Below are 13,294 nucleotides of genomic sequence, written 5' to 3' on the forward strand. Positions count from 1 at the left end.
ATATAGGATGGATTACCTTAATATTATTTTTGTTTGCTGCTCCTTGGTATTGCTCTTGGTATTCCTCTGTGCTACTGGCAGTCGCAGCTTTAAATATAGATTCCAATTCAAAAAGATTCGTGATTACTAGCATCCTCTTTTGTAGTAGCAGTACTGTTTTTTACTATCTGCTACGAGGTATCAAACTGGGCGATTTTTTAACGGTTTTACCAACCTTAGCAGTAAGTATATTTTGGCTTGTACGTGATATCCAAACTCTAAAAAAGCCTCTGAAAAACTGAATCAAAAGCTACCATTTTTATAATTAAACAGTAAATATTTTTTCTAGCCGCTCATACAGATTTATTATCATCGCTAATTTTGTGGTAATAATTAAAATTTAACGCTTATAATTTGCCAACTATAAAAGCCCAACATTTTATCGTTATTTAGTACTTGTTATGACAAATCGTTGTAGGCTAAAACAGTCCTGCACTTAAAAAGCTATACGTTACTCACATCTTTTTTATAATTTTTTAACCCTTGTTTTATAAACATCTGAGAGACTTAGGCATTACGCATACTTGACAAATTCTCGCTTAATATTCTTGCTAATACTGCGTTTTTATTGATAATTAACGACTAACTAATCAGGGTTAGAAAAACAAAAGCGATCGCAATCGCAAATGTTAAGACAGATCCGGATAATGGATAGTCTTAAAAAGAGGGGAACTAAAATCAAGATCCACCCCATTTATCGGGGAGCTAGAGGTAGTGACTTTAGGCTGTTGACTCATGAACCGTCAATTAAGAGCGTTGACCGGTGACAATATATGCTACCCTCTGACCGATATTAGTTGCATGATCTGCCATCCGTTCCAGACAACGAATTGCTAGTGCTAGCAGCACAATTGGCTCGACTACACCAGGTACATCCCGTTGTTGGGCTAAAGTTTGATAAACGCGATCGTAAGCATCGTCTACAGTATCATCTAGATGCTTTAAACGGCGACCACCGCCTTCATCGAAATCTCCCAAAGCCTTCAAGCTAGTTGCTAGCATCGCCTGTGCGTGAAGGGACATGGCTTCAATTTCAGATAAACACGTATGAGGCGCATAAGGAAAAATTTTAATCGCAATCTCAGCTAAATCTTCAGCATAATCGCCAATGCGCTCTAAGTCTCGCACCAATTGCATAAAGGCACTCAAGCAGCGCAAATCTTGAGCCGTAGGTGCTTGCAGCGTCATAATCGCCGTACAGTCTGATTCGATTTGACGATAAAAGCGATCAATCTTTTTATCTAATCGAGGAAGTTCTTCTGCTGCTGTTAAGTTACGAGCAAATAACGCTTGGTGGCTGAGGCGAAATGATTGTTCTACCAAAGCACCCATGCGTAATACGTCCCGTTCTAAGCGCCTAATGGCGCGTGCTAGTTCGGGTCTTTGAGGATTGGAACCATAATGGACAGCTTTCACACTTGTTGTCTTAAAGGTGAAGATATTATTAACTATAGTCTTGGCTTAAGGAGTTTGCCATAACTTCAGGAAATTGAAGTTGCATCCACGCACCACCAGTCTCTGGATGGTTCATAGCTTTGATTGAGCCACCGTGGGCGATCAGAATTTGCTCAACGATCGCTAATCCTAATCCATTGCCAACGATCGCCCCGATGGAGTTACTATCTTGTGGGGAATGGGTTCGCGCCTTATCTCCTCGATAAAATCGCTCAAAAACGTGGGGTAAATCTGCCTCAGAAAACCCGACTCCAGAATCAATAAGATTTATTTCTAGAATTGGAGAAGTAGCATCATTATCTTTTGTTGATAAAATTTTCGCTTCAACACGAATACTTGTAGAAGGAGGACTGTATTTAATACTGTTGTCTAGCAAGTTGAGAAAAACTTGGAAAATCCGGGCTTGATCTGCTTTAATCCAAAGATTTTCTGGGCCAGAATAAGAAAGAGATAGATGTTGGCGCTGTGCTAAGGGTTCTAGTGTTTCCCAAACAGATGTAATTAGCGATCGCAATTCTACAGCTTTGGCTTGCAATTGCATGGTTGGGTTTGCTTCCATTTGGGTCAGGTCTAACCAGCTTTGCACTAAGTTAATCAGCCGATCGACTTCCTGCATCAAACGGTTAACCCAGCGATTTAGAGGTGGTTCCAAGCGGATTTGTAAAGTTTCCACCACCAAGCGAATCGAAGTCAAGGGCGTTCTGAGTTCATGAGCTAAATCAGAAAAAGAGCGATCGCGTACTTGATTTATGTCTAATAGGGGTTGACGATTTTCTAAAAATACTCCTACTTGTCCATTCGGTAAAGGCAAACTAGATGCCCGCAAAGCCAGAGATTTTATTGTTGGCATCTCTGCCGCATCATCACAAGATGGATGAAATATCCATTCTCCCGTCTGTGGTTTTTGCCGATCACGAGTTTGTTCAATTAAATGGTCAAGTTCGTAAGATCGTACTAACTCTAGTAGTAAGCGTATTTCTTCTGGTTGCCACCTTTGTAGATACAAAATTTCCTGCGCCTGCCGATTACACCACAGCAGCTGATTTTCCTCATCTACCTGCAAATATCCCACTGGTGCAAAATCTAGCAGGTTTTGGTAAGTTTGCAATGACTGCTGCAAATCTTGCCGTTGCTGTTTCACCATTGCTATTTCCTGCCATAACCCAGGAATCAGCAGCAGTCCCTTTTTGGAAGAATGCGAGGTTAACGGTCGGAATAAGCGCCCCAGGTAGCGTTTAAGTTGAACCTGTTGCCAAATCCAAAACCCAATGCCTACCGCTAAACCCAGAAAAAATCCCAATAAAAGCATTTGAGTTGTTAGTTTGTTTGTGACTACTAAAAACTAACAACTATCTAAACTAATTATCCAAACCTATAGCCAAAACCTCGTACAGTCACAATATATTCGGGATGACTGGGATCTTGCTCTAATTTTTCGCGCAACCAGCGAATATGAACATCTACGGTTTTACTATCACCAACGAAATCTGGCCCCCAAACCTGATCTAGTAATTGTTCCCGCGACCATACCCGACGGGCGTAACTCATAAACAATTCCAGCAAGCGGAACTCTTTAGGTGAAAGGCTCACTTCTTGGCCACGAACCAGCACCCGACATTCTTGAGGATTCAGGGTAACATCTTTGAATTTTAATACTGGTAGTTGTGGTAAATTACTTAGCCGTTGGCGGCGGAGTAAAGCGCGACAACGAGCTACTAACTCACGCATACTAAAAGGTTTGGTCAGGTAGTCATCTGCTCCCACCTCCAACCCCAGAACGCGGTCAGTTTCACTACCCTTAGCACTGAGCATTAAAATCGGTACTGGGTTTCCTTGATGACGCAGCAAACGGCATATATCTAGCCCATTGATTTGCGGCAGCATCAAATCAAGAATGATCAAATCAAAGGGAACTTCCCCTGAGTTGGTTTCAAAACTTTTGAGATACTCTATAGCAGATCGCCCATCGGGTGCGGTTATCACCCCGTAACCTTCTTCTTCCAGGGCTACAGCTAGCATTTCCTGGATTAATTCTTCATCTTCTACTACTAGAATACGGCTGGTTTGTCCAATTTCCGTTCTAGCAGAGTATTTGGTCGATTCAGTGGTATACATTGATATCACAAAAGTCTGGGACTGTGCTTGTATCAATTAGCATGATTAAACTTATTATCTCGCCTTAGTGCGACGGTGCTTCTGCTAGGGTTAATTCTTTTAGATTTTCTTTACAAAAAGTAATACATTCAACATCATTCTCCTAAATCACCATGATTGCCAGCTTTTAATACTTTGTTGGGTGGCGCAATTATATAAAGCATTATCTTGACAAGAAGAGATGAGGTTAGGTATATTTATCTTAGTACAAAAGTACTAATAAATCTCAAAGGGAAAACTATACCTAAAAAATAGAAGGACATAACTGTGGAAAATTCGTACCACCTAAGTGTCCTATATCGATCATTTCAGTATTTCCACTGCGTTAAAAATGTTGATTTAAAGGCTACTCTGATGTCTGCATAGGGTAGTCATTGGTATGGCTTGCTACCCAATAAATCATTTGCCTATTGAAGGGAGTTGGAAGATGACTACAGTTGGAGTCAAGGACAGCAAACAACAACTAATGCAAGCATTTCAACAAATTATTATCCAAAGAAAAAAGCTGGAATCTAAAATAGCAACCAAACAAGAGGAAGCAGACAAGGCAAAAAGTCAAGAAATTCTGCAAGCAGCTTCTGCATATACGGTTGATAGTATTGTCAAAGGTTTAGCTGATTTACAATTGGAGTTTGGCAGTATTCTCAATGCATTATCTGAAAAACTAGCTCAGGAAAATTCTAAGTTAGATGAATTGAACCGAGCTATAGAAATTGAAACTCAACGCTTACAAGAGCTTCAACAAATCAGAGTTGTCGCAGATACTCTAGACATTTTAAGTCAAGAACACCAAGAAAAATTAAAAACCCTAGAGCAAGATACTATCAGTAAAAGGGAAGCATTAGAAAAAGAAATTGCAATTAGGCGAAAAGAATGGCAAAAAGAGCAAGCCGAGTATGAAGAAAAACTCCAAGAGTATAACGATTTATTAGTCAAAGAGCGCCAGCAAGAACAAGAAGAATCTCAATATAAGTTAGAAACTACTCGTAAACTCAATACAGATAGCTACGAATCAATAAAGCGCCAACAACAAAGGGAAATACAAGAGAATTCTCAAAAGAAAGATAAAGATTGGGCACAACGGGAAAAGATATTCGCTGAACGCCAACCACTGTTTGCAGACTATGAACAAAAGGTAACTACATTTCCTAACGAACTGGAAGAAGCCGTTAAGAAAGCTAGAGAAGAAGCAATTAAAGAAACAAGCCAAAAAGCTAAAATTGAGGCTGATTTATTTGAGAGAGAATGGGAATCTAACAAACAGAGTTATGAACAAAAAATTCAATCTCTGGAAGAAACAATTAAGAAACAGTCTGAGCAAATAGAAGGTATCTCTGCTCAATTGCAAACTGCATTAAAACAAGCACAAGACTTAGCTATGAGGGCTTTTGGTAGTTCCAACCCTAAATAGTTACGAGTTTGTAGCATCTTAACCATTTTTAATTCCTGAAGAGGAGGTTTGTTGTGGTGGTGAAAAAGCCGACTGATAAGAATACTAAAGTAGAAATTCTTCAGGCTTATGAGGAGTTAGCTAAAGAAAAAGCAGCGCTGAAATCGGAACTTGAAAAAGTTGCCAAAGAAAACCAGTCTGGAACTAAAGAACAGCCTAAATTAGAACAAAAAATAGCTATGAATCAGCTTTCTAGCGTCCAACAGAAGATGAACAATACAATTGAAAGCTTGGCAAAGATTCAATTAGGTTTTGGCAGTGCTGCTAATGAATTATCGGAACAGCTAACCACAAAAGCCTCTAATTTGGAAGAAATCAGGCGAAATCTAGAAGAAGAAATCCAACAATTAACACAGCTGCACAATTTAGAAATTTCTGATGATATCTTGGATACTCTCATCCAATCTTATGAAGATAATACGAAAGCTTATCAGGAAGAATATAACCAGCGTTCTGAAGTGTTATTCCAAGAAATACTAGAACAAAGAAATATTTGGGGGAAAGAACAGGAAGAACAACAACGGGCTATAAAAGAACGGAATGAAAACTTGAAGAAAACTCGACAACGTGATGCATCAGAGTATAAGTATAATTTAGAACTCCAACGACAATTGCAAAGTGACGAATACGAACAAGAGCAGAAAGCACTATATAAACAACTAGAAGAATTACTACAAGAGACAGAGAAACAGTGGGCAGAACGAGAGAAAGCAATTTCTGAGAGAGAGAAACAATTTGAAGAATTAAAAGCGAAAGTAGAGGCTTTCCCGAAAGATAAAGAAGCAGCTATCAAAAAAGCTATAGAAGAAGGCAAAGGCATTGCCCACTACCAGGCGAAAGTAAAATCAGATTTATATTCTAAGGAAGTGGAAGGGCAAAAGCGTTTCTATGAACAAAGGCTGCAATCTCTAGAACAAACTATTACTAATCAAGAGACACGAATTCAAAATCTTTCTAAACAACTTGAATCTGCTCTCAAGCAAGTTCAGGATTTGGCAGTTAAAGCTATTGAAGGAACTTCAAATGTTAATTCATATCAGGCTATTAAAGAAATAGCTTTAGAACAGGCAAAGACTCAAGCGAAAAATAAATAATACCGATTATTTTTGACGTTGTATAGAATAAGGGGCTTAAGCTCCTTGTTTTATCAAGGTTGATTTTGTGCCGCTTCCCATAGAATTGGTATAAGCTGATTTATTTTTATGACAATTGATTTTAGAGACTTAATTAAAATTAAGTCTCTACAACTGACTATAAAGCTTTTATTCGGTTTTCTTTGGTTTTTTGATGTCTGGGGGAGGTTGTAGTTTCCTCTTCTTTGTTCCGGTAGCCTGTGTTTGCTGAAATGCTTGATTAGAATTTGGCTCTTGACTAGACATAATAGTAAATTTTAAAATCTTCGACAATATTATCTACATCACGGGTATTGTAGATTACAGAAATATATCACAAGGAATTTAAATTTTTAACTAAAAAATTGGTATATCATGTTAATCCTGTAATAATCATCACTTTATAAATACTTAAGGTTGATTCGGCATAATTTTAATACCCTTCCCTGGATAGCTTTCTAAATTTAGACTTATCGACAACTGCGAAAGCCGACTAAACCTCATCTATGTTGAAACCTAGAGTTTTTTAAAAGATATATTTATGTAGGTTGGGTGGAGTGAAACGCAACCCAACATTACCACCAAATTTTATGTTGGGTTACGCTAACGCTGCACCCAACCTACAAAACTAAGTTTAGACTTATCGGCAGCTGGGAAAGCCGACTAGATAGTAATATTTTGCCTAAAAATGGAAGAAATAAGGCTAAAATTTATTGTAAGTAAAAGTCGGTGAATATTAAATTAACTTTAAATTTATTTAACTTTACAGAATGCCAGACGCGGAAAAGTCCCAAAACCAGCTGGCTAATGAAAAGCTGCTGCATCGGCAAGTTAGTAAAAAAGCAAATTATTCGCTCTTAGCCAGTGGAGAAGAGGGAATGGTGCTTCAGTCGGCGGATGGTACTATCCAGGCTTGCAGTGCAGCTTGCGATCGCATTTTGGGACTAACCACAGAACAACTTGTAGGGCAAAATTTGCTCGATTCCAAGTGGCAATTTATTCATGAAGATGGCTCTTTTTTAACTAGCGAAACTCACCCAGCGATCGCTGCTCAGAAAACAGGTAAACCTTGCTTGGATTTGGTGTGTGGCTTTTATAAGCCAAATGGTCAGCTAGTCTGGCTATTGTTGTCTTCAAAACCTCTGTTCCAAGCGGGAGTGGATACTCCCTTTGCAATCGTCACAACTTTTTCGGATATTACAGAATATAAGCACGCACAACTTGAGGACAAATGTAACTGTACTGAAGATATTCAACAAGTTGAAGAAGAAAGTTGGTTGCAGCCCGAAGCTGAGAGTATTGTTCCTCCTGCCTCTGTTGTTGATGCAAATGAAACTCAGATATTGTGGGATAGTCAACGTTTGTTCCAACAAATTGCTGGTACTCTGCCGGGGATACTTTACATCTATGACCTCATTGAGCAGCGAAATTCTTATGTTAATTACGAAATTGCTCAAGGTTGGGGCTACACACCAGCAGAAATCCAGGCAATGGGAAAGGATTTATTTACCCAACTTCTACACCCTGAAGATTTAGCTCAACTCCCTACTTATTTTGAAAGATTTAATTCTGCCCGTCAGGGTGAAGTCCTCAGTTTTGAATATCGGATTCGACACGCGAATGGAGAGTGGCGTTGGTTTTGTAGCTATGACACTGTATATAGCAAAACTGTTGAGGGATTGCCGAAATATCTTTTAGGCATTGCTTTTGATATTACAGAGCGACGACACATAGAAATTTCGCTGCGGCAAAGTAACGAAAGGTTTGAGCTAGCAGCTGCGGCGGTTAATTGCTTAATCTATGACTGGGAAATTCACAGAAGTACTGTGGAAAGAACTCAGGGTTTAACCCAGGTTTTTGGCTACACACAACAAGAAGCTGAACCTACCTTCCAGTGGTGGCAACAACTCATCCATCCCGATGACCAACAAAGAGTTAATGACCAGTTCATGGCTAGTATGGCCAATGGCAATCGTTATAGCATTGAGTATCGAATCCGTCACAAAGATGGCCGCTATTTATGGGTGCAAGACCAGGGTTTTGCTGTCCGGGATACAAATGGTCAGTTAATTAGGGTAGTTGGTGCTAGTACTGATATTACCGAACAGCAAGCTGCGCTGCGCGATCGCCAGCAAATTGAAACGAACCTGCGCGAGAGTGAAGAACGAATTCGGTTAGCCACTACTGCTGCGGAATTGGGTATGTGGTTTTGGAATATTACCACCAACGAGTTAGTTTGGACAGAGAAATGTAAGGAGCTATTTGGACTAGCCCCAGAAGTCGAAATGAGCTATGAGCTTTTCCTTAACTGCATACATCCAGAAGATCGTCAACGCCTCAATGAAGCGATCGCTCGTTGTTTTCAGGACAAGGTTGATTATGACATTGAATACCGCAGTCTTTGGTCTGATGGTAGCATTCATTGGATTGCTGCTAAAGGTCGTGTCTTTTACGAAGCCAACGATCAGCCAGTTCGGATGATGGGTACTGCTCAGGATATTACTCGGCGCAAACAGATAGAAAATGATTTGCGTCAGCGTGAAACTCAATTAAGACGCTTAGTTGATTCCAATATTATTGGCATTATGTTCGCGACACCAGACCATATTACTGAGGCGAACGAGGCCTTTTTAGAAATGGTGGGTTATACGCGAGAGGAACTATTAGCAGGTAAAGTACGCAGAAAACAGATGACTCCACCGGAATATCACGCTCTTGATGAGCAGGGGATAGAGCAACTTTTAACGGTTGGAGTATGTAATCCTTTTGAAAAAGAATATATCCGCAAAGATGGTTCGCGCATTCCCATCCTAATTGGTGGTGCTTTGGTAGAGAAAGATCCGCCATCTTGGATCTGTTTTATTCTGGACTTAACTCCAAGGAAACAATTAGAACAGACACTTAGACAACAAGCAGAGGAACTCAAACAGGCAAACCGGAACAAAGACGAGTTTCTCGCCATTCTCTCCCACGAATTGCGATCGCCACTCAACCCAATTTTAGGCTGGTCATCGCTACTCAAAAGCCGCAAATTTGATGAAGCTACTACCAATCGGGCCTTAGAAACCATCGAAAGAAATACTCAATTGCAGATTCAATTAATTGATGAGTTGCTGGATGTATCCCGAATTATTCGCGGTAAGTTGAACCTGACTTTTGCCACTGTTAACCTAGCATCTGTAATTGATGCTGCATTAGAAACAGTCCGGTTAATCGCAGAAAGCAAATCCATCCAGATCAAAATACAGCTTGACCCTAATGTTGGTAAAGTGTCAGGCGATTATTATCGCTTACAGCAAGTTGTAGGGAATTTACTCTCGAACGCTGTTAAGTTTACTCCCCCTAACGGATCTGTGGAAGTCAGCCTATCGTCAAGTGGAGAATTTACTTCCCACTCAGCACTGATTCAAGTTAAAGACACTGGACAAGGGATTTCCCCTGAATTCCTCCCCCACGTATTTGAATATTTTCGTCAAGCCGATAGCAGTACAACCAGAAAAGTTAGCGGGCTGGGATTGGGATTGGCAATAGTTCGCAACCTGGTAGAGTTGCATGATGGAACTATAACAGCAGCTAGTCCAGGAGAAGGACAGGGAGCAATTTTTACTGTCAGACTGCCTGTGATGAAAGAGAGTAGGGGAGATGAGAAAACTAGGGGAGGCAGAGAGAAACTTAACTCGTTAGCGATCGCTGGACTACGGATATTGATTGTTGATGATGATGCTGATACACGGGAGTTTTTGCACTTCTTCCTACAACAGAATGGGGCACTAACAACTGTTGCAGCATCGGTAACTGAGGCGCTGGCTGTCATAGTCAAGACCATACCTGATATATTAATCAGTGATTTAGGAATGCCAGAGATGGATGGCTACAGCCTGATTAGGCTGCTCAGGGCTATGCCAAAGGAAGAGGGAGGGGAAATTCCGGCGATCGCTCTTACGGCTTATGCGGGAGAATGCGATCGCGATCGAGTTCTAGCATCTGGTTTTCAGAAACATATTGCCAAGCCAGTACAACCAACTGAATTAATAACTTCGATTGCAGATTTGGTAGGTCAAAGATAAGTAACACTTGTGACTGGCTCAAATGCGAAGAGACGTTGCACTTCTCGAAAATTCAAATAGGACTTACGCAAACAATAGTAGAAACCTTTATTTTCAGGTAGGGTCAATTTATGAATTGCCCCTAAGCGTGTAGGGTTGTATGACTCTTATCAAAAATCCTAGTTTATCCTTGGATTGATTTCCATAAAATTGTCTTTTGCAAAAGATAATTCCGAGGTAAAAATATTGGTGCAATCATACCCCAAATTTGGGATTGTGATCGCTAATCTCCAGTCTAGTATTAGAATTTTTTATATCAAGGACAACTATCTAAAGAGTGAAAGTTTTTGATCGCAATCCAGCCATTAGTTAGTTGTATAATCTCCATTAAAGGATAATAATACATGATATCGTCAACATACATTGCTACTTCTTAAACCTTGTTAAAGATCGTGATGCATTGAGCTTGACGGTATTAACCATCGTCCGCAATTATAAAGAAACGGCTATTAAAAGCCACTTTTCTTACTGCTTGACGGCGATTTTATCAGTTATAAAATCGTCTAATCGCATTAAGGATATTTATTATTGCAACGTAGGATATTACCACAGAATCACTGATTATCGTTATTAGTGTTATCTGCGGCTCTTTAAAAATCAAATAGGATCTAATACTATTTGTGATGAATATTTGGATAAATGTGATGAGATGTCAGAGCAGCTACTCATAATGTCCAACATTTTGACTTTCCAGAGTTAACGGTTGTATTTGGGGTTCCCATCCATAATCGATGTAAACCAAGCACTCATCTGGATATTTGTATTAACTTAACCTTGCACCCAGTATTTTCCAAGAGTCAATCCAAGAATTTCAAAAGAGGATATTTCTATGTTTAGTTTTTTTCGTTGGCCATCAGCAAGGGTTGCTTTACTAGTTCTGGGAATGACAGCTGCTACAATAACCCCCATCGTAATTTCTACCCCAGCTTCATCTCAAAATACCGTTCCATCTGAGACACCATCCCCAGCAACACCATCTCCAGCAACACCATCCCCAACTTCAACAGTTAACTTATCTGATGTTTCCTCAGATTATTGGGCGCGTCCCTTCATTCAAGCCCTAGCTGACAATAATGTGATTGCTGGCTTTCCTGATGGCAGCTTCAGACCAAATCAAGCCGTGACTCGTGCTGAATTTGCCGCCCTGATTCAAAAAGCTTTCCCTAACCAAAACCGAGTTCGGCAATTAAGCGCAGGTGGATTTCGTGATGTTCCTGCTGGCTATTGGGCATCTTCTGTAATTCAGTACGCCTACGAAACTGGATTTTTGGCAGGCTATCCTGGGAACGTGTTTTCGCCAAATCAACAAATACCCAAGGTACAGGCGATCGTTGCTTTAACCAGTGGTTTGGGCTTAACTGCTAGTAACACCGGAGCCAGTACTGACCTCAGCACCTACTACACCGACGCTTCAAGTATCCCAGAGTATGCTGTTCCCAGTGTTACTAGTGCAACACAATCTAATATTGTTGTTAATTACCCAGATGTAAAACAACTCAATCCCCAACAACCTCTAACTCGTGCTGAAGCTGCGGCACTGTTATATCAAGCTTTGGCTAAACAGGGACGAGTACAACCCATTGCTAGCAATCTTCCAGCTAGTCAGTATGTTGTTGGTGGGACTCAAACTGGTAGCGATATTGTGACTCTTGCTTCATCCAGTAGTTCTCTTACAACTCTGACTTCTTTGTTAAAGACAGCCGGCTTAACAGATATTCTTCAACAGCCAGGCCCTTATACAGTCTTCGCTCCAACCGATCAAGCATTTGCTGCTTTACCTGCTGCTACCTTACAGCAGTTACAGCAACCAGAAAATAGACAAGCATTGATTAAGATTTTGACATACCACGTGGTTCCTGGTGCAGTCACTTCTAGTCAACTCGCGGCTGGGGAACTGCAAACTGCTGAAGAAAGACCTGTAAATATTCAAATCGATCGCGCTAGCAATCAAATCTCAGTGAATAATGCCAGAGTTATCCAGGCGGATGTTAAAGCTAGCAATGGTGTTATCCATGCAATTAACCAAGTCCTTGTCCCGCCTGATGTTAACATCAGTCAATTAAATCAACCACCAACAGGCAATACAGATGGAACAACGCCTACTGTTACACCAGGTAGAACTACTCTTGGTGGCCCCAGCTATATTGGGGTTGCTGGTAACATTGGTTTGAGCGGCAACGATACAGCTTTGAGCGATGGTAACTTTGCAGTAATCAGTAAAATTGGTCTGACACGCAATATCTCAGTGCGCCCATCGGTGCTATTTGGGGATGATACAGTGTTTTTGGTTCCCTTGACTTTAGATTTTACCCCTCGTGCCTCTGCTGATGTGGGCGACCGAACCTTCTTTATATCTCCTTATATAGGTGCTGGTGTAGCGATCGAAGCTAATCTCGATACTGATTTTGGATTACTTCTAACTGGTGGTGTAGACATTCCTCTCGGTTCTAGATTTACGTTAAATGGCGCTGTAAATGCTGCTTTTATGGATCAAACTGATGTAGGGTTACAATTAGGACTTGGCTACAACTTCTAAATCAAATAGAAGCCTTGAAAAAGATCGTGAGACTGTGTTGGGCTAATAGCTAAAGTGCCAGGCTTACGCAAACAATAATCGAAAATCAAATTTTCACGCTGTAGGGGAAATTCATAAAGTGTCCCTACAGCGTTGTTTAATTTTTGCGTCATATAAGTCTTATAAATAAAAAAGAGTGGGAGGAAGCATATCAGTCAGCTTTCAAACTCCCACTCTGCCATTTACTGCTGAAGTGAACAGGAATGTATACAGACGTTGCCCGTTATTTAGGGGCTAATGCGTATCTCAACAACAACGTCCATACATATTTAATATTCCTGTTGCAGCAAAGGCCAAACCTAATTATTGATACTTATCTGCTGATAAAAATACTCTGCAAATAATTTAGTAGAGATAGTTTCTTGGAAATCATTTAGTAAATAAATAGGGTTTTACAAAATTA

7 protein-coding genes are annotated in these 13,294 nt (G+C 40.3%); 4 read left to right on the top strand and 3 right to left on the bottom strand.

Annotation, left to right across the window (positions count from 1 at the left end; genetic code table 11):
• Positions 1 to 786 precede the first annotated feature (786 nt).
• From phoU to GNF10_RS07060, 3 genes are read right to left on the bottom strand one after another with little or no spacing between them, the layout of a single operon-like run.
• Entirely contained in the window at positions 787 to 1,455 is a 669-nt protein-coding gene (gene phoU, locus GNF10_RS07050) for a phosphate signaling complex protein PhoU (RefSeq protein WP_185581872.1), read from the bottom strand.
• 28 nt (positions 1,456 to 1,483) lie between these two features.
• The gene (locus GNF10_RS07055) at positions 1,484 to 2,803 is read right to left on the bottom strand and encodes a cell wall metabolism sensor histidine kinase WalK (protein WP_185581873.1); all 1,320 of its coding nucleotides are present in this window, start codon (positions 2,801 to 2,803) and stop codon (positions 1,484 to 1,486) included.
• A 53-nt stretch (positions 2,804 to 2,856) separates the two neighbouring features.
• A complete protein-coding gene (locus GNF10_RS07060) occupies positions 2,857 to 3,609 on the bottom strand; it encodes a winged helix-turn-helix domain-containing protein (protein WP_012410556.1) in 753 nt (250 codons plus the stop codon).
• Positions 3,610 to 4,075: 466 nt separating this feature from the next.
• On the opposite strand from GNF10_RS07060, the gene GNF10_RS07065 reads away from it, so the two are divergent.
• The 4 genes from GNF10_RS07065 (at position 4,076) to GNF10_RS07080 (ending at position 12,852) form a co-directional block, all read left to right on the top strand.
• Positions 4,076 to 5,059 (top strand): hypothetical protein, encoded by a 984-nt coding sequence (locus tag GNF10_RS07065; protein ID WP_185581874.1) that lies wholly within the window; start codon positions 4,076 to 4,078, stop codon positions 5,057 to 5,059.
• 53 nt (positions 5,060 to 5,112) lie between these two features.
• Positions 5,113 to 6,192: a hypothetical protein gene (locus tag GNF10_RS07070; RefSeq protein WP_185581875.1), complete on the top strand. Its 1,080-nt coding sequence runs from the start codon at positions 5,113 to 5,115 to the stop codon at positions 6,190 to 6,192.
• A gap of 788 nt (positions 6,193 to 6,980) precedes the next feature.
• Positions 6,981 to 10,277, top strand: a complete 3,297-nt coding sequence (locus tag GNF10_RS07075) for a PAS domain-containing protein (protein ID WP_185581317.1) — start codon at positions 6,981 to 6,983, stop codon at positions 10,275 to 10,277.
• 868 nt (positions 10,278 to 11,145) lie between these two features.
• The gene (locus GNF10_RS07080; protein WP_185581316.1) at positions 11,146 to 12,852 is read left to right on the top strand and encodes a fasciclin domain-containing protein; all 1,707 of its coding nucleotides are present in this window, start codon (positions 11,146 to 11,148) and stop codon (positions 12,850 to 12,852) included.
• Positions 12,853 to 13,294: the final 442 nt, after the last annotated feature.

Origin of the sequence: Nostoc sp. UCD121 (assembly GCF_014222285.1) — a bacterium.
In the GTDB taxonomy this organism is placed as follows: domain Bacteria; phylum Cyanobacteriota; class Cyanobacteriia; order Cyanobacteriales; family Nostocaceae; genus Nostoc.